A 26,793-nucleotide genomic window follows, 5' to 3' on the forward strand; every position below is an offset into this window, starting at 1 on the left:
GAGCAATCGCCATGGCCGCATCCCGGCCCTGCGCGGAAAATACGCCGCCTCCCTAGTCAATCCTTTTGCGAGGTTTCTGTATGTACACCGCCATCGGTTATGCCGCCCAGTCGGCCACCACTCCCCTCGCCCCCATGTCCTTCGAACGCCGCAGCCCGCGCGCCGACGATGTAGCCATCGAGATTCTGTACTGCGGCGTATGCCACTCCGACATCCACCAGGCACGCAACGAGTGGGGCATCGCCGTGTACCCGCTGATGCCGGGCCACGAGATCGTCGGCAAAGTCACCGCCGTCGGCGCCAGCGTGACCGCGCACAAAGTCGGCGACCTGGTGGGCGTGGGCTGCATGGTTGATTCGTGCCGCCACTGCGACGCTTGCCATGCGGACCTTGAGCAGTACTGCCTCGAAGGCCCGACCATGACCTACGCCACCCCGGACCGGGTGGATGGCAGCAACACCATGGGCGGCTACTCCGACAGCATCGTCGTCAGTGAGCACTTCGTGGTGAAGATCCCGGCCAAGCTCGACCTGGCCAGCGCCGCGCCGATTCTGTGCGCAGGCATCACCACCTACTCGCCACTCAAGCACTACGGCGTGAAGGCTGGCGACAAAGTCGGCGTGCTGGGCATGGGCGGCCTGGGCCACATGGGCATCAAGTTCGCCAAGGCCATGGGCGCAGAAGTTACGCTGTTCACCCGCTCCGCGAGCAAGGCTGAAGAAGGCCGTCGCCAGGGTGCCGACCATGTCATCGTGTCCACCGATGCCGAGCAGATGAAAGCCGCCGCCGGCAGCTTCGATTTCCTGCTGGACACCATTCCGGTGCAACACGACCTGAACCCCTACCTCGACGTGCTGCGCTTTGACGGCGTGCATATCCTGGTTGGCTTGATCGAACCGGTCGACCCACCGGTGAACGCTGCCAAGCTGGTGCTGGGCCGTAAAGTGCTGGCCGGTTCGTTGATCGGCGGCATTGCCGAAACCCAGGAAGTGCTGGATTTCTGCGCCGAGCACAACATCACCTGCGATATCGAAATGCTCGATATCCGCCAGATCAACGAGGCTTACACCCGCATGATCGCCGGCGATGTGAAGTACCGCTTTGTCATCGACATGGCGACCTTGAAGGCCTGATCAGGCCTTAGCGCCCAACTCCGCTGACAGCCGCGCTGCGACCTGTTTGATCACAGGGATCAGCTCGGCCATCTTTTCCAGCGGCATGTAGGGCACGGTACTGGCGATGCTGATGCCGGCGACGATTCGCCGGCTGGCATCGCGCACCGGTGCCGCCACACAACGGATCGACGGTTCGTTGTCTTCCAGGTCGAACGCATACCCACCCTCCACGTATTCGCGCATGCGCTGCTCGAACTGCGCCCAGGATTGCTCCGGGTGCGCTGGCCATTGCTGGCTCTTGCCCTCGGCGGGCAGGCTGGCTTCATACAGGCGCTGCCACTCCTGCACAGAGTCATCCAGCAACATTGCCTTGCCCACACCGGTGCGCGCCAGCGGCATGCGATGGCCGACTCGCGAGCGCATTTCCGGGCCGTAGCGGCCGGGGTTCTTGTGCAGGTAGAGCACATCGTCGTATTCACGAATCGCCAAGTGGATGGTGTCGCCAGTCAACGCCGACAGTTCATCCAGGTACGGCACCGCCAGGGTCACCAGCGGCAGTTCGTCACGGGCCTGAAAACCCAGTTCGATCAGTTTCGGCCCGAGCAAATAACCTACTTGCGGCACCACACGCAGGTAACGCTCCTCAACCAGGCAACTGGCCAGCCGGTGAGTGGTACTGCGGGTGGTGCCGATGCGCCTGGCGATCTCTTTCAAGTCGCGCGCACCCGCCGCCACCGCTTGCACCACGCCCAGGCCACGCAGCAGGGTCTGGGTGCCGGTGGGGGCGGCGTCTTTGACGGGGATGTGGGCGTTTTCCTGCATATCGGGCCTATTGGGAAGTACGAAAACGGCGCCATTATGGCAAATGCAGCCCTGCTGAACAGAGGAGATCCATTGTGGGAGCTGGCTTGCCTGCGATAGCGGTGCATCAGCCTACAAATAATTAGCTGACCCACCGCTATCGCAGGCAAGCCAGCTCCCACATTTGGATCTTCATAGGGCGAGAGTTCAGCGTTGCTTCATGCGGTCGATGATGACCGCCAAGAGCAGGATCGAGCCCCGGATCACATACTGGTAAAACGTGTCGATGTTCTTCAGGTTCATCGCGTTCTCGATGATCGCCAGAATCAACACCCCGGCAATCACATGGCGGATCATGCCGATACCGCCACTCAACGACACACCGCCCAACACACACGCCGAGATTACCGTCAGCTCGAAGCCCTGGCCGATCATTGGCTGGCCCGAGGTCATGCGCGAGGCGAGGATCACCCCGGCCAATGCGCCGATCAAGCCGTGCACGGCAAAGATGATGATTTTGGTGCGGTCGACATTCACCCCGGCCAGCAACGCCGCTTCCTGGTTGCCACCGATGGCCATGGTGTTGCGCCCATAGGTGGTGTAGTTGAGCAGCCAGCCGAAGAACACAAAGCACAACACGGTGATGATAATCGGCACCGGCACGCCCATCAGTTGGCCGTTGCCGAACACAAAGAAGCGTTCGTCCATCACGCCGACCGCCTTGCCGTTGGAAAAGATATAGGCCAGCCCGCGCACGATCTGCATGGTCGCCAAGGTTGCGATCAACGCGTTGATGCGCAGCTTGGCGATCACGATGCCGTTGATCAGCCCCACTACCAGGCCCATGGCCAACGCAGCGGACACGCCGAGTACCACGCTGTCGGTGTCACGAATCACAATCCCCGCGACCACACCGGCACAGGCGATCACCGAGCCGACTGACAAGTCGAAATGCCCCGACGCCAGGCAGAACAGCATGGTGCACGCAGCGATGCCCACCGTCGAAATCGCCAGGCCCAGCCCGCGCATATTCAGCGGCGAGAGGAAGTTGTCGATAAACAGCGCGCTGAGCACAAAGATGCTCAATGCCGCGAGCAGCATCACCCAATCATCGAGAAATTTACGTTGGTTGAAACCCGGCCAAAAGCCCTTTGCAGTTTTTACCTGTGACATACCTATACCCTCGAATTCTTCAAGCCCGCGAACGCGGGAGAGCCAGTTGCAACAGCTTCGCTTCATCCGCCTGGTCGCGGGTCAACTCGCCAGTCAGCGCGCCTTCACTCATCACCAGGATGCGATCAGAGATGCCCATCACTTCCATCAGGTCGCTGGACACCACAATCACCGCAATGCCGCTGGCCGCAAGGTTATGAATGATCTGGTAGATCTCCGACTTGGCGCCGATATCGATGCCGCGTGTGGGCTCATCCAGCAGCAACACTTTCATCGGCATCGACAGCCAGCGGCCAAGAATGGCCTTCTGTTGATTGCCGCCGGACAAGTACATGATTTTCTGCTCGGCGTTCGGCGTTTTGACTTTCATCGCCTTGATCTGCTTGTCGGCGTTGCCCTTCTCCCAGCCTTCACGCAACAGCCAGCCAAAGGTCGAATGCGCGCCACGCGCACTGATGTTGATGTTCTCGGCCACGCTGGACAGCGGGATGATGCCTTCCTTTTTGCGGTCCTCCGGGCACAGCAGCACACCGGCGGCGATGGCATCGCGTGGTGAATGTAATGGCAGGGCTTGCCCAAACAATTCCAACTGCCCGGCCGTTGCGCGTTCCAGGCCACTGAGCAAACGAAACAGCTCGGTACGCCCGGCGCCCACCAGCCCGAAAAGGCCGAGAATCTCGCCCTTGTGCACCTGCAGGCTGACCGCTTCGCGCAGGCCAGGCCCAAGCAAACCGTTGACCTTGAGCGCCACCTCACCGCGTTCGCGCGGGCGGTAATCGTAGATATCCTGGATATCTCGCCCGACCATGCAGGTCACCAACTGGTCGTGAGTCAGTGTGGCCATGTCGTCAAAAGTGCGCACATAACGGCCGTCCTTGAACACCGTCACCGCATCGCAAATACGGAACACTTCTTCCATGCGATGCGACACATACAGCACCACTTTGCCCTCATCGCGCAGGCGCGTGATGATCGCCATCAAGCGGTCGATTTCCCGCGCCGACAGGCTGCTGGTGGGTTCGTCAAAAGCAATCACATGGGCACCACGGGACAACGCCTTGGCGATTTCCACCAGTTGGCGCTGGCCGAGGGACAAACGCCCAAGCTTCTCTTGCGGATCGATTTCATCGGCCAGGCCTTTAAGGCACGCCAACGCCTGCTTGCGCAGCTGGCCGCCATTGACCACGCCGAAACGCGACGGCAAATGCCCGAGAAACAGGTTCTCGGCCACGGTCATTTCCGGCACCAGATGCAGCTCCTGGTGAATCACCGCCACGCCGTTGGCGATGCTGTCGGCGGCGTTCTTGAACGCCATGACCTGCTCGCCGATCTGCACCGTGCCGCTGCTGGGCGTGTAGGCACCGCCGAGGATCTTGAGCAGCGTGGACTTGCCCGCGCCGTTCTCGCCCATCAGCGCATGCACCGAGTGCGGCCGCGCTTCAAAGCTGATCTGCGCCAGCGCCTTGACCCCGGGAAACTCCTTGCCGATGCCGTTGAAACGCAAGGCCGCGCCGGTCATTTCCACAGACCGATTTTGCTCAACTCTTCCTTGAAGTTGGCGCGGGTGATGAGGGTTACGTTATCCAGGGCGGTGAACTTGGCAGGCTCGGTGCCTTTGGTGACCCACTCGAACATCGCCGTGGCGGTTTTGTAGCCGGATGCATCGGGGCTGAGCAGCATTGAGCCGTAGAAGCCGGTGTCGGTTTTCTTCAACTCTTCAATCGCATCAGTGCCATTGATGCCCACGCCAATCACATTGGCCGCCTTGAAGCCGGCGCTTTCGGTGGCGCGCACGCCGCCCAGCACGGTGCTGTCGTTCATGCCGCCGATGATCAGGTTTTTCGCGGTGCCCGGCAGCTTTACCAGCGCCGAGTTGGTGGAATCCATGCTGCCTGGCACGTCGAGGGTTTTCTGCGCGCTGAACAGGATGTGGTCAGCAGGCAAGCCGGCGACCTTGAGGCCTTCGACCGAACCGTCGGTGCGTTTTTTGCCGGTTTCCAGCTCGTCAAAGGTGTTGATGACGGCGTAGGTGTCCTTCCAGTCCCAGTTACGATGCTTGGCTTCGGCGGCCATGGCCTCGCCTTGCTTCTGGCCGATCTTGTAGGCATCCAGGCCCACATAAGGCACGTCTTCCATGGGCTTGCCCTTGGCATCGACGAAGCGGTCATCCACCGCCAGCACTTTCAAGCCGTTGAGCTTGGCCTTGGCCATGATCGCAGGGCCGAGGGACACGTCTGGCGGGCAGATCACAAACCCCTTGGCGCCGTTGGCGGCGAGGGTGTCGATGGCGGACAAGGTTTTCTCGCCGTCGGGCACGGCGATCTTGATCACGGTGAAGCCCTGGTCCTTACCGGCCTTTTCGGCAAAGGCCCATTCGGTCTGGAACCAAGGCTCTTCGGCCTGCTTGACCAGGAAGCCGATCTTCACTTCTTCGGCCGCTGCAAAACCGCTGAAGGCCATCGCCAGCGCCACGGCGCCTAACGTCTTCTTGAACATGAACCACCTCTCTTGATTGTTGTTAGTCGTGGTACATCACGGAACGCCCGCCATCGATCATCAGGCAGGTTGCGTTGATAAAGGGCGCCTCGTCGGTGGCCAGAAACAGCGCCGTCATCGCCACCTCGACCGGTTGGCCGATGCGCTTGGGCGGGTGCAAATCGAAGGCGCGCTGGCGCTCGGCATGCGGGTCAGGGAAGCCGTTCCAGTAATCGACGTTGAGCTGGGTTTCGATGTAGCCCGGTGCGATGGCATTCACGCGGATGCCTTTGGGTGCGTATTCGATGCCGAGGGCGCGGGTGAGACCGAGCAGGCCATGCTTGGCTACCGGATAGGGAAAACAGCCGGGAATGATGTGGCTGGAATGGGTGGAAGCGATGTTGATGATGTTGCCGATGCCCTGCTCGATCATGTGCGGCAACACGGTGCGGCAGCCGAACCAGGCACCGTCGAGGTCGATGGCGAAGCAGCGGCGCCAATCGTCGTCGGTCATCTCCAGCGGGTCACGGAACACGTTGACGCCCGCGCAGTTGATCAACACATCCACACGGCCAAAGCGCTCGATGGCCACATTGACTAGCGCCTGCCATTGCTCTTTGGAGGTTATATCGACGGCCTGCGCGACAATCTCAGCGCCGCGTTCGCGCCAGTGGGCGGCGACTTGCTCAACCTTTTCGGCCTGGATATCCGCAATCACCAGCCGTGCCTGCTGGGCCTGGAAGCAGGCGACGATCGCCTCGCCTATCCCTTGAGCGGCACCGGTGATGATCACCACTTTGTTTTTCAGCCGCTCGCCATAGGTGGGTTCGGGCACGGCGGGTAATAACAACGGTTGGGGCTGCATCGCTTCACCTGTTTTATTTTTGGTAGTGAGTGCTGATGCCGCCGACTATAAACCCATCTTTTGAAATATCTCAATATATAAATTTGCATCCCATATAGTGAGACGCGACACAAAAAAATGCGGGAGTCGACCTCTGTGGGAGCTGGCTTGCCTGCGATACAGGCACCTCGGTACAACTGAAATACCGAGGTGCTTGTATCGCAGGCAAGCCAGCTCCCACCCAAGCCCTCACACATTGGGCCTTCAGTGTTTTTGAAAGAGGGTTTCAGCCCTGCGCAAAGTCGCGCAGTGCATTACCCTCCATGCGATAGCGCACCCACTCCTCCTGCGGCTGGGCGCCGATGGACTTGTAGAAGGCAATCGCCGGCTCGTTCCAGTCCAGCACGCTCCACTCGAAACGCCCGCAACCGTTGTCGCAGGCGATCTTGGCCAGGTGCCGCAAGAGCTTCTTGCCCGCCCCGCCGCCACGTTGCTCGGGGTTGATGTAGAGGTCTTCGAGGTACAGGCAGTTGCTGCCCAGCCAGGTGGAGTAACTGAAGAAGAACACCGCAAAGCCAATCGGCAGGCCATCCCGCGAACAGATCAGGCCATGGGCGGTGGCGCCCTCGCTGAACAGGCTGCGCTCGATATCCACCACACTGGCGATCACTTCGTGCCGGGCCTTTTCGTACTCGGCAAGTTCAGTGATGAAAGTCAGGATCTGCGCAGCATCGCTGGGCACGGCAGGGCGAATCTCGATGGTCATGGGCGGGCCTTGGGCAATGTCAAAGGCCACATACTAAGACGCTTTGATGACTGATTGCAGTGCAATTTGTTTACTCCGGCCACGCGTAAAGCAAGTACCACCAACCACGCAACATTCGCCATGCACGGGCATGGTAAACAGTCGGGCATAACGCTAATAACTGCATGCTGATAACTGCATGCTGATAACTGCAAGGTCGCCCGATGCCTTCCACACCCGCCGTGAATACCAAACTGTTCGCCTTTTTCTGCCTCGCCAGCTTCTTGCTGTCACTGTCCTATGGCTCGACGTTTTTGCTGTCGCTGCTGATCCACTCGCGCGGCGGCAATGAACACGACGCCGGCAGCGTGATCTCCATGGCGATGCTCAGTACGTTCGTGGCAGTGCTGTTCTGCGGGCACTTGGCCGATGCGGTCGGTGCGGCGCGCGCGATTGCGGGCATGGGCGTATTGCTGGTGGTGGCGTGCCTGGGGTTTGCCCTGACACCTGGGTTTGGCCAGGGCTTGATGCTGTTCGGTCTGTCGCTTGGGTTGGGCTGGGGCGTGTTCTACACCTTGGGGCCGATCATCGTGACGCTGCTGGTGCAATCGGCGCAGCGGGCCAAATATTTTGCGCTGCTGTCGGGCAGTATGTTGAGCGGGATCGGCTCCGGCCCTTTGCTCGGCCGTGCCGCCGACGCGCTGGGCCTGCCGCTGACAGCAGCCTTCTATATCGCCGGCCTGGCCAGTCTGGTCGGCGTCCTGATGTTCTGGCGAATGGGCGCACAACTCAACCATCACGCGAATGCGCCCACCTCGAAGATTTCCTGGGCGTCCAGCCGCCGCGTGCTGTCATCCAAAGCCGCGTTTGCGATCCTGATGGTCGGCCTGGGCGGCTGTGTGTTTGGTGGGCTTTCATCGTTTCAAACCAGCTACGCGGCTGCGCAGGGGTTGGACTATTCGCTGTTCTTTGGCGGCTTCCTGAGCGCCGCCATTACCAGCCGGCTGTTGATCGCCGGCCACGTGGTCAAGCGCGATGCGTACTGGGCCGCCTGCGTGCTGTCCGGGATCATGCTCGGCTCGATCGCGCTGTTTGCGTTTGGCGTGAGTGGCAACCTCAGTTACCTGTTGGCAGCCGGCACGCTGGGCGTGGGTTACGGCCTGACGTACTCGGTGATCAATGGGCTGGTAGCCAATGAAGCACCGCCTGGAACGACGTCACAAGCCTTGCTGCTGTTCAGCCTGGCGTACTTTGTCGGGGTGTTCGGCTTTCCGCTGCTGGCGGGCAAAATCATTGTCGATTCTGGGCTGCCGACGCTGCTGGCGAGTGTGTTGGCCGTGGCCTTGTTCAACTGGTTGATCACGGTGGCGCGACTGATCTGGCGCCAGCGTTCGGCTAACAAAATCTTACAGGTGAATTAGCACCGTTCGTCGCCATCAAGGCACGAACCGCAAACTGGGGCGGACCAATAAGGGGTAAGGACATTAATCATATGGAGACACCCCTCATGAAGAATTCCAAATTTGCTGCCCTCGCCCTCACCGGCTTGCTGTCCGCCGCCTCGTTGAGTGCCGTTGCCGCCACCTCATCCACCGGCACCACCAACCCTGCTACCAAGGAGTCTCAGGACTCGATGGGCACAGGGATGGAAACCAACGGTGGCGCGATTATCGATAACGGCGCAGACCCTCACACCAAAGGCGCCGATACCCAACGTCAGGCACCGGCTGCAGTCGGTAACGGCAAAATGGGCCCAGGCGTCAATGAAGAACCCAAAATCAACAAAGGCGATGACAGCAACATCCCGGGCGCCCCGAAACAACCTGCGCCTTGATGCATCGATAGCCGCACCGACACCCGATCATTTCCCAGTGAAGAGGTACGCATGAACGTCGATAGAAACCTTGAAAAAGAAGTCCTCACCCGCCTGCTGCACGCCCACCCCAACGGCCTGGGCAAGGAGGTGCTGGATAACTACCGCGGCGAAAAGGTGGTGGCCAGTGTGCTGGCATTTCTGCAAGAACGCGGGTTTATCAAGGATGGGCATGTGACCACCGACGACGCCGGTGAATATTCGTTGAACCTGCCGATCAAGCTGACCGCCTCAGGGGTTGATGAGGCGCGCAAGCTGGAAGGCGAAGGCACCGTTTGAACTAGACGAAGATCAAATGTGGGAGCGGGCTTGCCCGCGATGGCGTCGCATCAGTCACTCTTTTTGTGGCTGATCTACCGTCATCGCGGGCAAGTCCGCTCCCACACTTTGATGTGCAGTGCGCAGCGCACATCAGCACTGAGCCGACACTAGCAGCATCATTGGACGCTCTTGTTCTTCGGCCAGTTCGGGCCTCGCCATCAGGTCCGCTTTGCTCGGCCCCCATTCTTCAATGTGGTTGAGCGTAAACCCCGCCTGTATCAGCAGATTGAGCAACGTGCCCAAGGTGCGGTGCTGCTTGATCACGCCATCGGCCAGCCAATGGGTCACCCGTGGCCCTTCCAATTGATAGCCGTCCACCGGCCAACTTTTGCGCCCCTGGTCATCAACCAGCCACCCCGGATTACGCGGCGCCATGAAGATCGGGTGCTCGATGGAAAACACCAGGCGCCCGCCCGGTACCAGGGCCTGGTGGATGCGCGCAAATAGCCCCTGGAGGTCGACGATGTAATGGAACGCCAGGGAGCTGTAGGCCAGGTCGAATGCGCCCGCCGGCAGGTCGAGCTGTTCCAGGTCGGCGATTGCATAGGTGATGGTCGCCGCCGAAGTCATTTCAGTGGCCCGCGCCAGCATCTTCTGCGACACGTCCAACCCCAGCACCTGCGCAGCGCCCTGTTCCTCGGCCCAGCGGCTGAACCAGCCATAGCCACAGCCCAGGTCCACCACCTGCAAGCCACGCATCGGCGGTAGCAAAGCCTGCAAGGCAGGCCACTCCGGCGCACCGGCCAGGCCTTCGACCGAGCGGCCCATCTTGCTGTAGCCCTCGAAGAAGGCCGGGGTGTCGTAGATATTCTGGGTCATGGGCTTATTCCGTGCGGGTAAGCGCCTATTTTGCCAACAACGCATCCACTTCGTCAGTACCGGGTGAAGTCGCCGGCCCCCAACGCGTTACCGCCAAAGCGGCTGCCGCATTCGCGCGACGCGCTGCTTGCGAGGGTTGCAAGCCCTTGGCCAGCCCCGCCAGAAACACACCGGCATGGGCATCGCCCGCGCCGTTGCTGTCCACGGCCTGCACCTTGAAACCCGGCACATGCTCGGCCTTGCCGTGGCGACTCACCCAGCAGCCATTCGGCCCGTCGCGCACCACCAGCAGCGCTTCGGCGGGCAAGTGACGGTTGAGTTCGCGCAGCGCTTCGGCCAGCGTACTGGCGCCGCTAAACGCCAGGGCTTCCGGCCCATTGCTGGTCCAGATATCGATGCGCGGCAGCAAGGCAACCATCAAGGCCGAGTCCGGCGCCTTGACCAACGGCCCCGGGTCGAACACCACGGTGATTTCACGCGGCAGCGCCAGCAACCAATCGAGCAATGCCTGGGCCTTGCCGTCGAGTAACAGGCTGTAGCCGCTGACGTAGACATAATCGTCTGCGCGCGGCACCACGCCCGCCAGGTCCTCTGCGCTCAAATCCCCTTCAGCGCCGATATGCGAAATGAACGTGCGCTCGGTACTGGCCTCGGTCAGCGACACACACAAACCGGTGTCCTTGCCCTCGCTGGCCGGCTGGGCCATTTCCACGCCCTCGGCCTGCATCGCGGCGCGCGCCAGGTCGCCGAAGCGCCCGTGGCCATGGCGGCCGAGGTAAACCACCGGCAAACCATTGCGCCGGGCGGCAGCCATCACGTTGAAGCCCCCGCCGGCTTCGAAACTGGCCGATTGCGCCAGCACATCTCCGCCGGTTGCAGGCAGTGTGTCGAGGGCCATGACCAGGTCGACGATGACCTGGCCGGTGTGCAGCAATCTAGACATTAGCGCGCTCTACCAAAGCCGGGCGACGGTCAGCTGCGCCGCCCAGTACTGCATAAATCCCACCGGCCACCAGGAAGGTGACGATCCAGCCCAGGCCGTTGTGGCCCAGCCAGGAGTCGGACAAAGGCCCGGCGAACCAGATATTTTCGGCGGTGGTGCCGATGGTGGTGAAGCTGAAACCCAGCACAATCGCCACAGCCCAGGCGCCGAATGCACGCCATTCCACGCCGCCGCGATACCAGTAGGCGCTGCTTGGGCTTACGTCCAGCAGGTCTTTGGGGCTGTAGTAGTGACGGTGAATCAGGTCGACCACAAAGATCCCGACCCAGGCGGTGATGGGCACGGCCAGCAGCGAGATGAAGGTGATGAACGGGCCGTAGAAACTGTCGGCTATCAGCATGAAGTAAATAGAGCCGGCGAAGATCGCCACGATATCGACGATCACCGCGTGCACGCGCTTGACCTTAAGACCCAAGGTCAAGGTGGTGAGACCAGCCGAATACACCGAGAGGTTATTGGAGAGCAACAGCCCGCCGAACGCGGTGATCAAGTACGGCACGGCCATCCAGGTCGGCAGCATGTCGCGGATCGCGATGATCGGGTCGGTGGCCGACGCCAGGTCGTTGTTGCCCACCGACAGCAGGCCGCCGAGGGTGATCAACAGCACCAGCGGAATGCCCGCACCAAATGCGGCAGACGCCACCAGACGCACGGCCTTGACGCTGCGGTGCTGGTAGCGCGACATGTCGGCACCGGCGTTGGCCCAGCCGATACCGGTACCGGCGGCCATAGTGCCGACGCCAATGATCATGGCGCTCAGCGGCGCCGGGGTGGCGTTGAACACCGCGCTCCAGTCGATGGTGGCGCAGAGGAAGCCGCCCACCAGGATATTCAACGCGCCGAACACGTAGGTGGCCCACTTCTGGATCACCAGCAAGGTGGCGTGGCCGAGGCCGGATACCGACAGGGTCAGCAGCACGAAAATCGCGATGAAGATCAGCGTGAGCACCGGCGCGCTTTTGGCTTCGACCGGCGAGCCGAACAGGATCGAACACAACGACAGCAGCACAAAGGCGGCCGTGGTGGTGTTGACGGTTTCCCAACCCAGGCGCGACATCAGCGAGACCAGCGTGGGACCGATATTGCCGCGCACACCGAAGATGGCGCGCGACAGCGTCAGGCTCGGCGCGCGGCCGCGACGGCCGGCAATCGAGATGATGCCTACCACTGCGAAAGAGCCGGCGGCGCCGAGAATCGCCACAATGATCGCCTGCCAGATCGCCAGGCCACGAAACGCCACCAGGGTCGCGCCGAGCGGCAAGCCGAGGATGCTGATGTTAGCCGCGAACCACACCCAGAACAGTTGCAGCGGATGGCCATTGCACTCGCCTTCGGGGACCGGTTCGATTCCGCGTGTTTCCAATTGCCCGGCACTTTGGCCGGAAGAAGTGCTGCTCATGAGGGGTGCTCCTGGTGCCTGTATTGTTGTGGTTGTGGCAGATAGTCAAAGCTTTAAGCGGTCGTCCTGACTCAAACACGATTTAAGGTGGGGGCTGGCTTGCCTGCGATAGCGGTCTTTCAGTGAGTGCATCAGTGGCTGGCACACCGTTATCGCAGGCAAGCCAGCCCCCACATTTTTTGATCGGTGGTGATCAGCGCAATTGCAGCAGCCCCTGCACCAGTGGCTGCAAATCCAGACCATTGACCTGCTTGACCTGCTCAATCATCGCCTCAGGCCAGCACTGCATCCCAAGACACGCGCCCAACATCGCGCCCAACATGGCGGCAATGGTGTCGGTATCGCCGCCAAGGCTGGCCGCCAGGCACAGCGCCTCGACGGCATTCATGTCGCCCACCGCCACTTGCTGGGCGAGGGCAAACGACACCACCACCGATTCCTGAGAAGCGACCGAGGTGCCGATCAGTTCGTAAAGCAGGTCGGCAAACAGGGCTTTGTCGCCACTGCCGACGCTCAAGGTGCGTGCCCAACTGATGCGCGTGGAAATCCGCCCACCGGCGATCCAGTGGCCATGGCCTTCGGCCTGCTGCGCGAGCTGGGTGCCAATGTTCAGGGCTTCACCCAAATCCACACCGTTGATACCTGCCGAAACCACTGCCGCCACCGCCGCCGCGCTGGAAATGCCCAGGTTGGTGTTATGGGTGACCTGGCAGGCCTGGATCACCGCCTGGATAAACTGCGCCGGGTCGCTGACGTCGGCGGCAATGCCGACCGGCGTGATGCGCATCGCGGCGCCATTGGTGGTGCCGTAGCGCCCGGATTCTTCCGGGGTGTGCCCGGCGAGGATCATGTCGATGGCGCGTTTGGTCGATGGCCCCAGCAAGTCCTGGGAGCCTTTGGCGCGCATCGCCGCTTCCCACTCGATCAGGCGCTGGGCGAGTACCGTGGGTTCGATTTTGCCCTGCCCTTGCACCAGCAACTCACCGACCAGGATCGCCTGCTCGGTGTCGTCGGTGATGGAGCCTGCCGGCATGTTCGGCGCGATGGGTTGGTCGGCACCAGCATCTTGCAGAGCGGTGATGGCCCCGAAGCGCTGCTGCACCTGCTCGCGGCTCAACGACTGGGTGGGCATGCCCAATGCATCGCCCAGGGCCAGGCCGTAGAAGGCACCGAGGGCGCGATTTTGCGCGGTCATTTCGAAGCTCCAAACTGCAGGTGCAGGCGAAAGTGCAAAGGGTCGAGCAAGCTTTCGACATACTCCATGAGACGCTCGCGGCGGTCGTAGGTAGTGCGCGAGGCTTTGAGAAACACCGTACCGGCTGGGCGGCCGAGCAACTCGGCGTCTTCATCGCTCAAGGGCTCGGCACCGATCCACTGGTCCCCTTCGGCGCCCACGTAGCCGTAAGCGGCCAGCGTGATGGTGAGGGAGTTGTCGATCAGGCCGACACGGGGCAGGCTTTCCAGGCCACCGGTAGCAGGCATCAACGAACGCTCCAGAGAAACGGCGGTGCCATCGGTGGTGCGCCGACGGCGGTCGAGGGCGATAAATTGGTCGCTGCCAAAACGGCTGAGCAGGTCCGGTCGAGTCACGGCTTCCAGCCGCAGGATGTCGGTGGTGACCAGTGCGCCGGTATCGGCCAGCGCCTGTGCCCAGCCACTGCGTTGGTCGAGCACCATGCCATCAAAGGTGACGATGGAGCCGACGCCGCTTTGCGTGGCGATGTAGTTGCGCCGTTTGAGCTCAGCCAGGGCTTCGCGCAAGGTGCCACGGCTGACCGCAAACTCCTCGGCCAGTTGATGCTCGCCCGGCAGCAGGAAACCGTCGGCCATCACTCCACCTTCGATACGGCGGATGAGTTCGTCGACGACGCGTTTTTTCTTATCAAATCGGACATGTCTAATCATGTACAAATTGATAACCGAAAGCGCCCGACAACAGCAAGCGAATTATTTCAGGGTGATGAAAAAGCCAGTCTCAGGGTTCGAGGCCAATGCGGAAAAATTCCCCGCCGCTCCAGACACCAAGCCAGTTCTGACCGTTGATCGGACGGCTGACCGCCAGTTCGACCAACTGGTAAAACACGTTGCGATGCACAAGGGCTTCAAGGTTGGTGCGCACTCGCAGGTAGGGCGCGGGTTCTTGGGTGATCGGGTCGATTACCACGCGCAAGGGGTGTTCAAGGCCCGCTTCAATGTCCTCGTCGACATTGGTGGTGAAGCGCAGCACCTGGCTTTCGCCCTGCCCTTCGACTTCCAGCGTTACCGCGACAAAGGGCGCATCATCGACGCTGATACCGACCTTTTCCACGGGAGTGACCAGGAAATACTCATCGCCATCGCGGCGAATGATGTTGGAGAACAACTTGACCATCGGCTTACGCCCGATCGGCGTGCCTTGGTAAAACCAAGTGCCGTCACGGGCGATGCGCATGTCGATGTTGCCGCAGAAATCCGGGTTCCACAGGTGTACCGGCGCCGGCCCCTTGCCCTTGGGCAGTTGGGCCAATAGATCATTGGCCTTGGCGGAATCGGTCATAGGGTTCTCCTCTGGATTTTTATTGATCACCCATCCCCAACAGGCCACGGGCGTATTGGGCCAGCGGGCGGGCAATCAAGTCTTCTGGCTTGTTGTCGTGGAACGTCAGTAAACCGCCACGACTGCGAATGCGTGCAGTATCAATCAAATACTGGGTGCTGGTCTCGATCAACATGATCTGGATCACACCGCTGTCCAGGCCGACACGGTCCAACGCTTGCTGGTCGGTCCACTCATCGGCATTGCCAATACGGTCATCGGCTGCCGCAAAGCGGCAATAGAGCAGGTAGTGAGCGCCTGCCGCACGGGCTTCGGCCATGGCTTGTTCGAGGCCTTCCGGCTTGCGGGCGCGGCGCACCATCGGGAAATATTCGACGAAGCCGTTGAAGGCTTCTTCGGCCACCACGTTAGGTCGCGGATAGGCACTGCCCGGCGGTACAAAGGCGCCTTGGGCAATAAACACAAAGGAGTCCGGCTGTATGCGCACCGAGGCGGTACGGCGGGTATCACTGTGGTCCAGCAGCCCGGCGTCGCTCATCTGATAGCGGGTGCCTTCGGCCATATCGCTGACGGTCATGCAGCCACTCAGCGCCACTGACGCCAGCAACAAAACCAGACTACGCATCCTAATCCTCCAGAAGCCGGTGACGGAAAACCGGCGAATGGGCACTTAATGCAGAATCCGCGCCATTCAAGAACGATGCATAACCAAATGTGGGAGCTGGCTTGCCTGCGATGCAGACACCCAGGTACATCAAGTACACCGAGGTGATGCAATCGCAGGCAAGCCAGCTCCCACAAAAAGCCTGCTCCTACATTCGATTGTGTGCGGTGTTAGCCGCCGATGATCTTCATGACCGTGGCGCCGCCAGAGAAGGCCACTTCCTGCTTGTCACCCAGGGCCTTCATCAATAAACCTTGCAAGGCCGGCAGCGCCTGATGACGTGGCTGGTCCAGCAGGTCGCCCACGTAATGGCGGTTACTCGACGACAAACAGCCATGCAACCAACCGGTAGACGACAAGCGCAGGCGCGAGCAGGTGCGGCAGAACGGCACGCTTTCATTTGCGATCACGCCAAAGAAGCCCTTGCCCGGCACTTCATAGCGCACCGCCGTGGCATCAATCGGCGCGTTGGCTTGCAGGTATTCGTGATGTTCGCCGATCAGGCTGAGCAGTTGCTGCAAGCTGACGAACTGCTGCAGGAACGCATTGGAATCCTTGGCCAGGTGGCCCATGCGCATCAGTTCGATAAAGCGCAGCTCGTAGCCGCGCTCCAGGCAGTAGTCGAGCAGCGGCATCACCTGGTCCAGGTTCTGCCCGCGCAGCGGCACCATATTGACTTTGATCTTGATGCCGGCGGCGCGGGCCTGGTCCATGCCATCGAGCACGGTGGCCAGGTCGCCGCCACGAGCGATGCTGCGGAAAGCGTCAGCATCCAGGGTATCGAGGGACACGTTGATGCGCCGAATACCGGCGTCGACCAGCAGTGGCAACTTGCGCGCCAGCAGTTGGCCGTTAGTGGTCAGGCTGATATCACTGAGGCCCATGCCGCCCACGGCGCCCATGAAGGCTTCCAGCTTGGGGCTGACCAGCGGTTCACCGCCGGTGATGCGCAAACGCTCGATGCCGGCAGCTTCGATCAGATAGGCAACGCCACGCGCCATGGCCTCGGCCGAGAGTTCGTCCTGGGCAGCCACCAGCCGCTTGCCGTTTGGCACGCAGTAGGTACACGCGTAATTGCAGGCTGAGGTCAGGCTGATCCGCAAATTGCGAAATCGCCTGCCTTGACGATCAACGATCATGGAACACTCCGGCAGAGGATGGTTCAGGCGCGCTAAAAGCTGACTGAAAAATCAGCTTTTAGCAAGCGTCCTTGCCTGAGTATATTCCTGGGGTACTGCAAGCGGCAGCAAATCATTGCGCCATCACTGTCGGGAATAGCTTAAACAGCGGGAGCGTCGCCGCTCTTGGGCTCAGCGCTCGGCAGCTCAGTGCTGTGCTTGCGCTTGTTGCCCATGCGTACGCCAATGTCCATCAGGAACTGGAAGAAACCTTCCTGATCTTCCAGCACATTGCTCCAGAACGGCGAGTGGTACAGCGCAACGGCGCCATGTACCAATGCCCAGGCGGCGCAGTAGTGGAAATACGGCGGTACGTCTTCCAGCTTGCCTTCGCTGATGCGGCCCTTGATCAGCAGGGTGAGGCGCTCGAAGTTCGAGGCGCGGATCTTGTGCAGCTCTTCGACCATTTCCGGCACCTGATGCCCCTTGACCACCTTTTCTTCCAGGCGGTCAAACAGGCGGTAGCGCTGCGGGTCACGCATGCGGAACTCGAAATAGGCGCGTGACAGCGCCTCCTTGTCCTTGTCCACATCAGCCGAATGCAACAGCTCGTTCAAGTCGCGCTCGTAGTCGAGCATCAGCCGCAGGTAGATCTCGGCCTTGGATTTGAAGTGTTTGTAGATCGTGCCTTTGCCGATACCCACGGCATCCGCAATCATCTCGACGGTGACGCTGTCTTCACCTTGTTCGAGGAACAACTTGAGCGCGGTGTCGAGAATTTCCTGCTCACGGCGGCGAAACTCACGGACCTTACGGGGTTCTTTGTGCATGAGGAAGAGGTCTGCAGAGGTCGGAATTAGGGAGGGTTACGCAGGGCCACGGATACGTGGCGATACGATTTACCCGATGCGAGGGATTATCCCGACTGAACGGTCGTTGGGCAACGCCTATGTGAACCCACCGCGCACTTTAGTTTCAGCGCGCCAACGAATGGCCGGGTATCAGTCAGAAATAATACGCAACAACTGCAGCCGTGCATCCGCTCAATGAGAACTCAAGCGAAGCGCGCGTATTCCAAATCTGTTTAAAAAACGACCAATCGCGACTGGACTGAATCGGATACTGATCAATACTTGAACTGTCGGCGTGACATCTCCCCCAAGTGACGCGTCGACCTGGGTACCGACGGACTGTGTACCCTTGTTTTACTCCTAATGGTCTTAGCCCGGATTCCCCCCCCAGAACCCGGGTTTTTTTTGCCTGCGATTTGGTCGCCTCAACCGGCCACGTGCGCCAGCGGAAACAGACGCTTGAAGTTCTCGGTGGTCTGCTCGGCAAAGCGCTCAACGGATTCGCCGCGCAGCATCGCCAGGTAATCGGCTACATCACGCACGTATTCCGGCAGGTTTGGCTTGCCGCGATGGGGAATCGGCGCAAGATAAGGCGAATCCGTTTCCACCAGCAGGCGGTCGGCCGGCACCTGACGCGCCACGTCACGCAAGGCGTCGGCGTTGCGGAAGGTGACGATGCCCGACAGGGAGATATAGAAACCCAGGTCCAACGCGGCCTTGGCCATGTCCCAGTCTTCGGTAAAGCAATGCAGCACGCCGGCCTGGGGCAAGGCAGCTTCGCGCAACAGCGTGAGGGTGTCAGCGCGAGCGCCTCGGGTGTGGACGATCACGGGTTTGCCAGTCTGCCGGGCCGCTTGCAGGTGCAGGCGGAAGGAGGCTTGCTGCAGCTCGGCGGCTTCAGGCTCGTAGTGGTAATCCAGGCCGGTTTCGCCAATCGCCACCACGCGTGGGTGGTTGAGCTCGTTCAAGAGCCAATCCAGGGCCGGCGCTTCACCCGGCTTGAGGTCCAGCGGGTGGATACCGACCGAACAATCGACATCGGCATATCGATCAGCCAAGGCTTTGACGTCGGCGGCATTCTCCGCGCTCACGCCGATGCACAGGAAGTGCCCTACCCCACGCTGGCGTGCCGCTTCCAGGGCGGCGTCGAGGGAGCCGCCGTGTTGGGCGAGGTCGAGGCGATCAAGGTGGCAGTGGGAATCTACGAGCATAGGAAAGTACGACTTAATTCATGGAAAGTGTCTGGCCAACGATACACCCGTCGGCCACGGAAATTAACGCCGGCCGAGCAAGCCAACCCATTGCACCAGCAGTGCTTCGAGCAACAGCACGCGGTTGAGGTTGGCTTTGCCGAGGACTTTCTGGCGCTGGGCCAAAATCCAGTCCTGGATGTTCAGCACCTTGTCCTGCGCACTTTTTTGCGCCAGGTACTGCACCACTTTGCGCATGTCCGGCAGGCCGAGGCCATTTTCGTCCTGGGTTAACTGGTAGCGCAGGATCAGGCTCGACCAGTCACAGAACCAGTCGAACAGCAGCAGCAACGGGATATCCTTCCAGGCGCCTTCGGCCAGTTGCGTGGCGGACTGTTCCCGCTTGAGCAGCTTCTTGACGCCATCCACCACGAGTGCGCGTTGCTCACGCACGCCTTGGGCCTGCAGCTTAACCGCCGCCAAGGGTGAACCGGCAGCCAGGGTCAGCAACTCGACACGCTCGTCGGCAGAGCATTCCGGCAGCGCGTGCGCCAGCCATTGCAAACTCATGGCCTCGCTCGGCAGCGGGCAGGCCTGCTGCACGCAACGGCTGCGGATGGTTGGCAACAGGCGGCTGGACTGGTGGCTCACCAGCAGCAGCACAGTGTCGCCCGACGGTTCTTCCAGGCTCTTGAGCAAAGCGTTGGCGGCGTTGATGTTCATCGCCTCCACCGGTTCGATCAGTACTACTTTGCGCCCGCCCATTTGTGCGGTCTGCACCACAAAGCTGACAAGGTCACGCACCTGGTCGACCTTGATCGCCTTATCGGCCTCTTCAGGTTCGAGCAGGTAGTTGTCGGGGTGGCTGCCGGCCTTGAGCAACAGACAGGATTTGCACTCGCCGCAGGCTTCCAGGTTGATCGGTTGCTTGCACAGCAGGCTGGCCATCAGGCGCTCGGCCAGGGCGCGCTTGCCGATGCCGATGGGGCCGTGCAGCAAATAGGCATGGGCATGCTGGGCGCGCCCGGCCAATTGCTGCCAGAGGCTGTCCTGCCACGGGTAGGCTTCAGCCACGGGCGCGCTCCAGAAGTTCGGGCAGCAGAGCATCGATGGCCTGCTGTACCTGCGCCAGTGGCTGGGCTGCGTCCAGTAAGGAGTAACGCGCAGGCTCAGCCTTGGCGCGCTGCAGGAACGCGCTACGGACCGCATTGAAGAATGTCGAACCTTCCAGCTCGAACCGATCCAAGCGCCCACGGGCACTGGCGCGAGCCATGCCGACTTCGATCGGCAGGTCGAACAGCAGGGTCAGGTCGGGGCGCAAGTCGCCTTGGACGAAAGCCTCCAGACTGGCGATGCGCTCAAGGGACAAGCCGCGCCCGCCGCCCTGGTAAGCATAAGTGGAGTCTTGTTTTCGGTTTTTCAAAAACGTCAACATCAGAAAATTATAACCCTTTTAACAAAAAGGTAAACGTGCTCAAATCCCCGAATCACAAGGCTTGAGCCGAAAACAGGAGTCCACCGTGAGAACCATCATCGGCCTAGCCGCCTTAGCCAGATCTGGCAAAGACACCGTAGCTTCGATGCTTCTGAGCATTCCGGGGTTAGCCGCCTTTGCTCTGGCTGACCCACTCAAAGTGGGGTGCCAAGCGTTGTTCGGCCTGACAGACGCAGAGGCGTGGCAGGACGACATAAAGGAAGAAACCATCGAGCTCTGGGGCCGTTCGCCTCGCGAGTTCTTTCAAACGGTGGGTACTGAATGGATGCGCCATCATAACGCAGACCATTGGCTAATGAGAGCTGCAAGGGAGATCAATCCCCCAGAGCGCCCAAAACCCCCTGCAACACCCGCAAATCTCAGCGCCCCGGACGCTCCGTTCCTGCTGGCAGCTCAGGCGATTTTCGATTTCAGCGACGACCAGATCTGGAACTCAGGTTCCTACACTACTCTCGACAGCTACTGGGGCCTCTCCCCTGCCGATGCCGTAGCGCTGCTTAAACGTCACGCTTACGACCTGTACCCGGACTTTGATGCCCTGCGCAGCCACCGCCCTGTCAGCAAGCCGACCCCGCGCGGACAGATCCCGGCTAACGCGAGAACAATCATCTTCAAGGACATCCGCTTTGAGAACGAAGCTGCGTTTCTCCGGGCGCATAACGGAGAGATCTGGCACATCACCAGACCGAATCTGCAGAAGATCAATACCCACTCCTCAGAGCTCGGCGTGGCCCAAGCACCTGGCGATCTGCATCTAATCAATGATGGCACCCTGGAAGACCTCAAGGCCCGTGTAGCGGAGGCCTGGCAATCCCACGTCCAGCGCCAGTCGCCCACAAAAAACAACACAGAGGCCAACTCAGAAACCGGCACCACCGGAGGCCGCAACTGATGTCTGCCTTCGACCACAGCATTACCGAAGTAGTGACCTCCACTGGCCGGAAGGTGGCGTGCTCATACCTGAGCAACCCGAACTACGATCCGACCAGCAACGTCTGCGCATGCCTCCATTGGTTATTCCTTCTTTATTGCCCTGCCAGAAACCACGCACGAGCTTACCTGCTACGCGATGCCATCGGCCTCTTTGTGGACTTCGCGCACCTTCACAACTCGAACAACCCTGAACCTCTGCACATCAAGATGTACACGGACATCAACGCAGAGATCTTCAACCGCTACATCGAGTACGTCTATGACCTAGGCGACACGCCCGCTAAGCCGGAAATCTTCAAATCAGCAGTCAAACTCGTAGCGGAAGAAACCGGAAAGCTTCCGCTGCTGACGCTGCCGATCGTGCCCCTGCCGCCCAAGACGGGCAAGAACCCGCCTTTGTCCGCCGAGGGCCTCAATTCCTTGGAGGAGGCACTGACTGCGCACGTCAACGTCCTCTGGGACAAGATGTTATTCCGCGAAGAGGTGAAGAGCGCTCAGCCGTATACCGCCGAGGAGATCAACAACCAACTCACGCCAGTTCGGACTCGTGTCAGGATGCTGCAATCCTATCACCATCAGCAGATGAATAACGGCAAGCCAAGGAGACAGGTGTGGCTGAAGCGGCTCGCTGAATGCACGGATCCAGAGCTGCGCCAGCTTGCGAATACTCCAGACACGGCGATGCAAGAACTCAAGGCGATCTACCAGCAACAAGTGCATAGCCTTCCCGAGTTTGACACTAGCGAAGACCCACTCGCTGGCGTCCCCATGAGCGTCTGGCAGCCTGACTATCACCGCGTAATCAAGACCTTCCTAGCCCATGGCTATCCGTTCGAAATGTCCTTGGATTACCTCTACAACGAGCTGCGCAGAGTGAACCTGCTCTCGATTGAGGCGGGGTGTCAGGATGTTATCAAGATCCTTCTGCACCGGTTCAGCTCAGCGAACCGTGATGCCAAGCTGCCTATGGTCGACGAAGTGCTTGGCTTCTACTACCCGACAGTTGTCGACATGACCGCCATTCTGCTTTTCATGATGTTCCAGTCGGGGTGGAACAAAGAGACAGCTCTGTCGCTGGACAAAGACAATTTCGAGCACCTGCTCACCGGCACGATTGATGAAGCGGTGAAAGTCGTCTTCGCGGAGAAGACGCGTTCACAGGGGAATGACAAGCCTTACTTCTCAGCTAAACGCATTGAGATCCCCACAAGTGGCGATGATCCTTACTCCTTCTACAACCTGATCCGGCTGGCCAAGCACCTGGCGGCTCCCTTGTCCCCCTACCCGATCGATCAGATCCCAGTGGACATGACGGAAGACCAGATGAACCCGCTGTTCCTCTGCCTGCGCCTACGAGAGGACTGGAGCCGAGGTGGTCGCCTGACCTCCATCGCTCACCCCAAGACGTTCCGCGTCTGTGTGCAACATTTCCTTCAGCAGTACGAAGTCGTAGACAACGGCAAAAGACTGACGAGTGCCAGCGAACTGACTCGACGCCTGCGCCCAACCTGGCTGCTCTACAAAAAGCGGGATAATCCCATTGCGCTGCTCTCGATGACCATGGGTCATGAAAGTCGAGACACGACGGATATGTTCTATGACAACTCTGCGGCGGCTCATCAGGAACGCATGCAGCGCTTGCGTAGTGAGTTGGAGGCCATCATCGAGCTGCTGCGGGCCCGGAGATTCAAAGGGATGCTCAGCAAGCACGCCCAGGCGCTGGCCGCAGCCATGTGGAAGGTCTTCCATATTCCGGGCAAAACCAAGGCGCTGTGGGGCTGCGCGGATCAAACGAGACCGAACTGGGTCGGCTCCGAGATCATTGCCACAACTGGAAAGAAGTGCTGGAAGGTCAAAGAGTGCATTTTCTGCTCTCAACTTCGGATTTTCCAAGACTCCCTGCCTTACTTAATGGAGCGTGATGCGCACCTGAGCGAGCTGCTGGAATCCGGCGCCGGCGGGTTCTCTTCTCGCTTTTTGAAAGAGCAAGAAGCTATCAGGTTCATCCTCGACGAATGGGGTGATTACGACGAGATCAAGCAAGCCGCTCGCTACCGCCGAAACTATGGCCCGCTGCTCCCGCGCGACCTCGATCTGTTGGAAATCATCTTTGAAAGTGAGGTGCACAATGTCTAATAACAATCTGACATCCTTCTCGATTCAGCAAGACGGCACCCTGATCGAAGACGAGCAAAGCCAGCCTGCGGCAACTGCCGAGGTCAGCCAGGAATGTGCTAAACCAGAAGCTACAGCAAAAGCAAAAGCCAAAAAGCCTGGCCAGCCGAAGCAAGCACGCGAAAAATCCGGCCACGAAGACACCGAAGCAGCCGAAGACACCGAGGCTACCGAGGCCGCCGAAAATATTGTCGATGCAGACGCCCAAGCGATCTTGGATGACATCGATGAAGACTACTCGGAGGCCCTTCTGGAGGAGCTTGACGCACTTCAAGAGGAGCTGACGTCCAAGGCGTCGCAGCCATCGATGTCGTTGGCCAACAAGATTGTCCAGTTGGGTGAAGACTTCCCGGTTAGCAATGGTGTTCGCTATGGTGATGCCATGTGGTCATTGCCGCACGGGCCTCATGCGCATCCAAACAACATCCGGTTTGATCGCGAGCTCCTCGGCTCTAATGACCTCAAACGCGCGCTGACGTATCACACCATCCCTGCGTTCTCGCCGTTCAGTTATATCCGCTCGAACACCACGACCAAGACCTTTGGCAACGAGTACGCGATCGTCGAGCAGTACATCTTCAAAGACAACGGTCTCACCGCTGAGCCTCAGCACATCGCCCTGATCTCAATGCCAATGATCAACCGGGCTTTTGAGCGGGCTAAAACTAACACGGCGAAACACCACTATTTCGCGCTCTTCAAGCACATGCGTTTCTGGGCCAGGCTATCCGAACAGAAGCTGCTTCCTGAACCACTTCGACTGGATGTCCTCTCCGAGCATATCGACATCCCCGAGAGACGAAAGGAAGTCGTCCAGAGTCGGTTCAATGGCGCACTGGAAAGCTGGATCGCGTACTCGGAGGAGGATCTGGAGATTCTGATGGACTACGCCCTGTTCTGGCTCGAACGCGTCATGCCCAAAGCAGAGGCGCTCAAAGACTATCTAGTTGAAACCAAATTCGCATTTCTGAAAGATCTCGTGGTCACTCGACGTGACCACCTGCCTGAGCTTGAAGCGCTGTGCACCATTGAAGTCGATGGGAAAAAGGTAATGTCGCCTCAAGTGCATAAGCATCTCAAAGACGATCTGCCGCACCTGACCTATAGCTGGGTGACTGGCTATGGAAAGGTTCTGGACGGCATTCGCAACTCGATCTTCATCCTCGTGGCTCTGGTGACCGGTGCGCGCAAGAGTGAATTGGCAGCGATGCATTTCTCTCATGTCACGCAAGATCACAAGGGCGACTACTGGCTGAAGATCACTCGCTGGAAGACCGCTGCCAGTCCGAAACACGGTGAAGAGGATGTCCTCCCCCTACCTCGTTTTGTGGGTGATATGATCCGCAACTACGAGCAGCTGCGGTCGATTCCTCCATTTGTAAAAGAAGGCTGGTTGTTTCAGCCTATGCGCTCAACCAAGGTCGTTAACAGGGCAACCCCCTCTCAGATTACTTCGGTGATTGAGCAACTCAAAAATGAGTTACCTATCGAGCGGCTGCATTGCCACAGATTCAGAAAGACAATTGCTGAGATCTTGATCAACCGGGATGAACGCAACATCGACATCATCCGGACGTTGTTCGGGCACAAGAGTTATGCGATGACGCTTCGGTACATCGCCCGAAATCCACTAATGGTGCGCAGCGTCGCCCTGGCGATCGAGCAGAACTACGCCCGGGAGTTTCACGACATCGTTGCTGGCCTGCGGCTAGGTCATTCGGGGGCCGCTGCGGAGCGTATCTACAAGCAAATCCTCAAGCGTCCGGACGAGTTTGCAGGCCAGCAGTTCAAAGTGACTATCGTCTCGTACGTCAGCCACCTGCTGAAGGCTGGCGAGCCTCTCTTCATCCGCCGTACCGCCTTGGGCACGTATTGCCTCTCCGGAGAGCGCTTCACCCCGTCGAACCTGCCCCCTTGCTTGGAAGGCAGACAGTTCGACGAGGCCTTGATCATGCCAGACCCTGGCAACTGCAAGCTGGAATGCAAAAAGATCGTCATGCTGGGCTCAGCGAGGCAAGCATTGGCGGACAATATTCAGTTCTACGAAGCGGTGCTTGATAACGCTCGCGGGAAGCTCGCGCCCAAGGTGGAGTCCGAGCTGTTGCGTCGTATCGCGACGAGCGAAGGTCACCTGAACAACCTCATCAGCACCGGACATTCGGCGTCGACGCACATCGAGGTGCGCCATGTCTAAGGTCAAGCAGGCAGCAAACAATGCGGATGTAACGGTGCAAGCAGCATCAGATGACCGTAGCGCCGTGGACGTCTTGCTGGCACAGGCAGCGGCTCAAGCCAACCGGCGGCAGGTCATCAAAGACATTATCGTCTCGCATTACACGTCCGGAGCCACCCACAAGCTCAAGCTGGTGGATGTCGCGGAGCGCGCGGGCATCACGCGTCAAGCCTTGGATCGCTACTACTCCGAGTTCAAGCCGTATATCGCTGGCAAGAAAGACGTGACTGACCTGGTTGATGGCACGGCGGCCAAGGCGAAGGTTGAAACCCAAGCCACCATCAATGCCACTGATGCGAAATGGAAGGCACGCCTTGATCAGGTTCTGGTGGAGCGAGACAAGGAGATTGCCAGAGCTATCAACAGCCATGTCAGTACGTTGATGAACGATGACATCGCCATGTTCGAAAGCAATCAGCTGCGCAAGTCCTTGGAGAAGCAAACCTTACACGCGGTCGAGCTCACGAAGAAAAACGCCCTGCTGGAGCTCAAACTCGCTTCATCCTTCCAGCTGGAGGCACCGCTGCAGAGCGCATCGAGCCGGGACAAGATCATCTACGATGTCGATATCGAACAATTGTGCATCCATTATCAACGCACGAAGAGCCTAGATGATTTTGAGGACGCCAAAGAGGCGGAGCTCGTGACCATCAGGGAGAAATTTGCACGGTTCGCGACGATGCCCGATGTGCACGTGGTGCTCTTTGCCGATCGGTACATTTCGAGATTCAGCCAATTCGCCTCCCGGTACATCACCTCGCCTGAGGAGACCTGCCTGATCATCCGCCTGCCATTATTTTCCCGGACGGAGATCAACAATTTTATCAAGCACATACCTTCCACCTTCAAGAAATCGCTGCACGTTCCTTACATGCCACTGGATGCTGAGCGAAAAGCACAGAGGGTTTTCATCTATCAGCGCAACGCTTTGCCCGAGCTGGAGATTCAAGCTGCCGATAACGCTGATGCGCCCAGCATGACGTGGGGCCTAGATGAGATCGTTTCCTTCAAAGTACAGGTGGGAGACTGA

At 59.6% G+C, this 26,793-nt stretch carries 25 protein-coding genes and 1 pseudogene; 8 read left to right on the plus strand and 18 right to left on the minus strand.

What is annotated here, in order from left to right:
- The first annotated feature begins 80 nt into the window (after nucleotides 1–80).
- A complete protein-coding gene (locus GIW48_RS08660; protein ID WP_017138342.1) occupies nucleotides 81–1,133 on the plus strand; it encodes an NAD(P)-dependent alcohol dehydrogenase in 1,053 nt (350 codons plus the stop codon).
- Here the strand turns inward: GIW48_RS08660 and GIW48_RS08665 are convergent, their stop codons facing one another.
- The 6 genes from GIW48_RS08665 to GIW48_RS08690 all read right to left on the minus strand — a co-directional run bounded on the left by GIW48_RS08665 (nucleotide 1,134) and on the right by GIW48_RS08690 (nucleotide 7,174).
- Nucleotides 1,134–1,937, minus strand: a complete 804-nt coding sequence (locus GIW48_RS08665; protein WP_017138343.1) for an IclR family transcriptional regulator — start codon at nucleotides 1,935–1,937, stop codon at nucleotides 1,134–1,136.
- Nucleotides 1,938–2,123: 186 nt separating this feature from the next.
- Entirely contained in the window at nucleotides 2,124–3,089 is a 966-nt protein-coding gene (gene araH, locus GIW48_RS08670) for an L-arabinose ABC transporter permease AraH (RefSeq protein WP_017138344.1), read from the minus strand.
- Nucleotides 3,090–3,108: 19 nt separating this feature from the next.
- The gene (gene araG / locus GIW48_RS08675; protein ID WP_032865806.1) at nucleotides 3,109–4,608 is read right to left on the minus strand and encodes an L-arabinose ABC transporter ATP-binding protein AraG; all 1,500 of its coding nucleotides are present in this window, start codon (nucleotides 4,606–4,608) and stop codon (nucleotides 3,109–3,111) included.
- Nucleotides 4,605–5,585, minus strand: coding sequence for a substrate-binding domain-containing protein (locus GIW48_RS08680; protein ID WP_176991441.1), 981 nt, complete (start codon nucleotides 5,583–5,585; stop codon nucleotides 4,605–4,607). Before GIW48_RS08680 ends, araG begins: the two co-directional genes overlap by 4 nt.
- 22 nt (nucleotides 5,586–5,607) lie before the next feature.
- The gene (locus GIW48_RS08685; protein WP_236460247.1) at nucleotides 5,608–6,429 is read right to left on the minus strand and encodes an SDR family oxidoreductase; all 822 of its coding nucleotides are present in this window, start codon (nucleotides 6,427–6,429) and stop codon (nucleotides 5,608–5,610) included.
- A 265-nt stretch (nucleotides 6,430–6,694) separates the two neighbouring features.
- Nucleotides 6,695–7,174 carry a GNAT family N-acetyltransferase gene (locus GIW48_RS08690; protein ID WP_026013792.1) on the minus strand — a complete coding sequence of 160 codons (480 nt, stop codon included), beginning with the start codon at nucleotides 7,172–7,174 and terminating at the stop codon, nucleotides 6,695–6,697.
- 203 nt (nucleotides 7,175–7,377) lie between these two features.
- On the opposite strand from GIW48_RS08690, the gene GIW48_RS08695 reads away from it, so the two are divergent.
- The 3 genes from GIW48_RS08695 to GIW48_RS08705 all read left to right on the plus strand — a co-directional run bounded on the left by GIW48_RS08695 (nucleotide 7,378) and on the right by GIW48_RS08705 (nucleotide 9,305).
- Nucleotides 7,378–8,574: an MFS transporter gene (locus GIW48_RS08695; RefSeq protein WP_099548760.1), complete on the plus strand. Its 1,197-nt coding sequence runs from the start codon at nucleotides 7,378–7,380 to the stop codon at nucleotides 8,572–8,574.
- Between the two features lie 86 nt (nucleotides 8,575–8,660).
- Entirely contained in the window at nucleotides 8,661–8,987 is a 327-nt protein-coding gene (locus tag GIW48_RS08700) for a hypothetical protein (protein WP_170040891.1), read from the plus strand.
- A gap of 51 nt (nucleotides 8,988–9,038) precedes the next feature.
- A complete protein-coding gene (locus tag GIW48_RS08705) occupies nucleotides 9,039–9,305 on the plus strand; it encodes a hypothetical protein (protein WP_017138351.1) in 267 nt (88 codons plus the stop codon).
- A 132-nt stretch (nucleotides 9,306–9,437) separates the two neighbouring features.
- Here GIW48_RS08705 and GIW48_RS08710 read toward each other — a convergent pair whose 3' ends face one another.
- The 12 genes and pseudogenes from GIW48_RS08710 to GIW48_RS08765 form a co-directional block, all read right to left on the minus strand.
- Nucleotides 9,438–10,166 (minus strand): class I SAM-dependent methyltransferase, encoded by a 729-nt coding sequence (locus GIW48_RS08710; RefSeq protein ID WP_017138352.1) that lies wholly within the window; start codon nucleotides 10,164–10,166, stop codon nucleotides 9,438–9,440.
- A 25-nt stretch (nucleotides 10,167–10,191) separates the two neighbouring features.
- On the minus strand, nucleotides 10,192–11,109 hold the full coding sequence (locus GIW48_RS08715; protein ID WP_186617521.1) for a PfkB family carbohydrate kinase: 918 nt from the start codon (nucleotides 11,107–11,109) through the stop codon (nucleotides 10,192–10,194).
- Nucleotides 11,102–12,568 (minus strand): purine-cytosine permease family protein, encoded by a 1,467-nt coding sequence (locus GIW48_RS08720; protein WP_017138354.1) that lies wholly within the window; start codon nucleotides 12,566–12,568, stop codon nucleotides 11,102–11,104. The genes GIW48_RS08715 and GIW48_RS08720 overlap by 8 nt, the downstream gene beginning before the upstream one ends.
- 193 nt (nucleotides 12,569–12,761) lie before the next feature.
- The gene (locus GIW48_RS08725) at nucleotides 12,762–13,763 is read right to left on the minus strand and encodes an ADP-ribosylglycohydrolase family protein (RefSeq protein WP_099548160.1); all 1,002 of its coding nucleotides are present in this window, start codon (nucleotides 13,761–13,763) and stop codon (nucleotides 12,762–12,764) included.
- Complete coding sequence (locus GIW48_RS08730) at nucleotides 13,760–14,473, minus strand: GntR family transcriptional regulator (protein ID WP_017138356.1); 714 nt, start codon at nucleotides 14,471–14,473, stop codon at nucleotides 13,760–13,762. Before GIW48_RS08730 ends, GIW48_RS08725 begins: the two co-directional genes overlap by 4 nt.
- Nucleotides 14,474–14,543: 70 nt before the next feature.
- Nucleotides 14,544–15,104: a DUF1285 domain-containing protein gene (locus GIW48_RS08735; protein ID WP_017138357.1), complete on the minus strand. Its 561-nt coding sequence runs from the start codon at nucleotides 15,102–15,104 to the stop codon at nucleotides 14,544–14,546.
- Nucleotides 15,105–15,123: 19 nt separating this feature from the next.
- A complete protein-coding gene (locus tag GIW48_RS08740; RefSeq protein ID WP_017138358.1) occupies nucleotides 15,124–15,729 on the minus strand; it encodes a DUF4823 domain-containing protein in 606 nt (201 codons plus the stop codon).
- A gap of 209 nt (nucleotides 15,730–15,938) precedes the next feature.
- The gene (locus GIW48_RS08745; RefSeq protein WP_017138359.1) at nucleotides 15,939–16,907 is read right to left on the minus strand and encodes a GTP 3',8-cyclase MoaA; all 969 of its coding nucleotides are present in this window, start codon (nucleotides 16,905–16,907) and stop codon (nucleotides 15,939–15,941) included.
- Between the two features lie 140 nt (nucleotides 16,908–17,047).
- A complete protein-coding gene (locus tag GIW48_RS08750; RefSeq protein WP_017138360.1) occupies nucleotides 17,048–17,716 on the minus strand; it encodes a TetR/AcrR family transcriptional regulator in 669 nt (222 codons plus the stop codon).
- A gap of 446 nt (nucleotides 17,717–18,162) precedes the next feature.
- Nucleotides 18,163–18,948: a TatD family hydrolase gene (locus tag GIW48_RS08755; RefSeq protein WP_138449119.1), complete on the minus strand. Its 786-nt coding sequence runs from the start codon at nucleotides 18,946–18,948 to the stop codon at nucleotides 18,163–18,165.
- A 63-nt stretch (nucleotides 18,949–19,011) separates the two neighbouring features.
- A complete protein-coding gene (locus GIW48_RS08760) occupies nucleotides 19,012–20,001 on the minus strand; it encodes a DNA polymerase III subunit delta' (protein ID WP_236460246.1) in 990 nt (329 codons plus the stop codon).
- Nucleotides 19,994–20,350: pseudogene (locus tag GIW48_RS08765) on the minus strand (dTMP kinase); the annotation flags it as partial. The pseudogene GIW48_RS08765 and the gene GIW48_RS08760, both read right to left, overlap by 8 nt.
- A 97-nt stretch (nucleotides 20,351–20,447) precedes the next feature.
- Here GIW48_RS08765 and GIW48_RS08770 point away from each other — a divergent pair.
- From GIW48_RS08770 to GIW48_RS08785, 4 genes are read left to right on the plus strand one after another with little or no spacing between them, the layout of a single operon-like run.
- Entirely contained in the window at nucleotides 20,448–21,314 is an 867-nt protein-coding gene (locus GIW48_RS08770; protein ID WP_236460245.1) for a deoxynucleotide monophosphate kinase family protein, read from the plus strand.
- Complete coding sequence (locus GIW48_RS08775; RefSeq protein ID WP_236460244.1) at nucleotides 21,314–23,491, plus strand: hypothetical protein; 2,178 nt, start codon at nucleotides 21,314–21,316, stop codon at nucleotides 23,489–23,491. Before GIW48_RS08770 ends, GIW48_RS08775 begins: the two co-directional genes overlap by 1 nt.
- Entirely contained in the window at nucleotides 23,484–25,724 is a 2,241-nt protein-coding gene (locus GIW48_RS08780; protein ID WP_236460242.1) for a tyrosine-type recombinase/integrase, read from the plus strand. Before GIW48_RS08775 ends, GIW48_RS08780 begins: the two co-directional genes overlap by 8 nt.
- Nucleotides 25,717–26,793: a hypothetical protein gene (locus tag GIW48_RS08785; protein WP_115984091.1), complete on the plus strand. Its 1,077-nt coding sequence runs from the start codon at nucleotides 25,717–25,719 to the stop codon at nucleotides 26,791–26,793. Before GIW48_RS08780 ends, GIW48_RS08785 begins: the two co-directional genes overlap by 8 nt.

This window comes from Pseudomonas sp. PA-6-3C (assembly GCF_021605825.1).
In the GTDB taxonomy this organism is placed as follows: Bacteria; Pseudomonadota; Gammaproteobacteria; order Pseudomonadales; family Pseudomonadaceae; genus Aquipseudomonas; species Aquipseudomonas edaphica.

What these genes read in the sequence shown, in the direction of transcription:
- GIW48_RS08660 (WP_017138342.1), top strand. Translation starts at nt 81, where the DNA reads ATGTACACCGCCATCGGTTATGCCGCCCAGTCGGCCACCACTCCCCTC.
- GIW48_RS08665 (WP_017138343.1), bottom strand. Translation starts at nt 1,937, where the DNA reads ATGCAGGAAAACGCCCACATCCCCGTCAAAGACGCCGCCCCCACCGGC.
- araH (WP_017138344.1), bottom strand. Translation starts at nt 3,089, where the DNA reads ATGTCACAGGTAAAAACTGCAAAGGGCTTTTGGCCGGGTTTCAACCAA.
- araG (WP_032865806.1), bottom strand. Translation starts at nt 4,608, where the DNA reads ATGACCGGCGCGGCCTTGCGTTTCAACGGCATCGGCAAGGAGTTTCCC.
- GIW48_RS08680 (WP_176991441.1), bottom strand. Translation starts at nt 5,585, where the DNA reads ATGTTCAAGAAGACGTTAGGCGCCGTGGCGCTGGCGATGGCCTTCAGC.
- GIW48_RS08685 (WP_236460247.1), bottom strand. Translation starts at nt 6,429, where the DNA reads ATGCAGCCCCAACCGTTGTTATTACCCGCCGTGCCCGAACCCACCTAT.
- GIW48_RS08690 (WP_026013792.1), bottom strand. Translation starts at nt 7,174, where the DNA reads ATGACCATCGAGATTCGCCCTGCCGTGCCCAGCGATGCTGCGCAGATC.
- GIW48_RS08695 (WP_099548760.1), top strand. Translation starts at nt 7,378, where the DNA reads ATGCCTTCCACACCCGCCGTGAATACCAAACTGTTCGCCTTTTTCTGC.
- GIW48_RS08700 (WP_170040891.1), top strand. Translation starts at nt 8,661, where the DNA reads ATGAAGAATTCCAAATTTGCTGCCCTCGCCCTCACCGGCTTGCTGTCC.
- GIW48_RS08705 (WP_017138351.1), top strand. Translation starts at nt 9,039, where the DNA reads ATGAACGTCGATAGAAACCTTGAAAAAGAAGTCCTCACCCGCCTGCTG.
- GIW48_RS08710 (WP_017138352.1), bottom strand. Translation starts at nt 10,166, where the DNA reads ATGACCCAGAATATCTACGACACCCCGGCCTTCTTCGAGGGCTACAGC.
- GIW48_RS08715 (WP_186617521.1), bottom strand. Translation starts at nt 11,109, where the DNA reads ATGTCTAGATTGCTGCACACCGGCCAGGTCATCGTCGACCTGGTCATG.
- GIW48_RS08720 (WP_017138354.1), bottom strand. Translation starts at nt 12,568, where the DNA reads ATGAGCAGCACTTCTTCCGGCCAAAGTGCCGGGCAATTGGAAACACGC.
- GIW48_RS08725 (WP_099548160.1), bottom strand. Translation starts at nt 13,763, where the DNA reads ATGACCGCGCAAAATCGCGCCCTCGGTGCCTTCTACGGCCTGGCCCTG.
- GIW48_RS08730 (WP_017138356.1), bottom strand. Translation starts at nt 14,473, where the DNA reads ATGATTAGACATGTCCGATTTGATAAGAAAAAACGCGTCGTCGACGAA.
- GIW48_RS08735 (WP_017138357.1), bottom strand. Translation starts at nt 15,104, where the DNA reads ATGACCGATTCCGCCAAGGCCAATGATCTATTGGCCCAACTGCCCAAG.
- GIW48_RS08740 (WP_017138358.1), bottom strand. Translation starts at nt 15,729, where the DNA reads ATGCGTAGTCTGGTTTTGTTGCTGGCGTCAGTGGCGCTGAGTGGCTGC.
- GIW48_RS08745 (WP_017138359.1), bottom strand. Translation starts at nt 16,907, where the DNA reads ATGATCGTTGATCGTCAAGGCAGGCGATTTCGCAATTTGCGGATCAGC.
- GIW48_RS08750 (WP_017138360.1), bottom strand. Translation starts at nt 17,716, where the DNA reads ATGCACAAAGAACCCCGTAAGGTCCGTGAGTTTCGCCGCCGTGAGCAG.
- GIW48_RS08755 (WP_138449119.1), bottom strand. Translation starts at nt 18,948, where the DNA reads ATGCTCGTAGATTCCCACTGCCACCTTGATCGCCTCGACCTCGCCCAA.
- GIW48_RS08775 (WP_236460244.1), top strand. Translation starts at nt 21,314, where the DNA reads ATGTCTGCCTTCGACCACAGCATTACCGAAGTAGTGACCTCCACTGGC.
- GIW48_RS08780 (WP_236460242.1), top strand. Translation starts at nt 23,484, where the DNA reads ATGTCTAATAACAATCTGACATCCTTCTCGATTCAGCAAGACGGCACC.
- GIW48_RS08785 (WP_115984091.1), top strand. Translation starts at nt 25,717, where the DNA reads ATGTCTAAGGTCAAGCAGGCAGCAAACAATGCGGATGTAACGGTGCAA.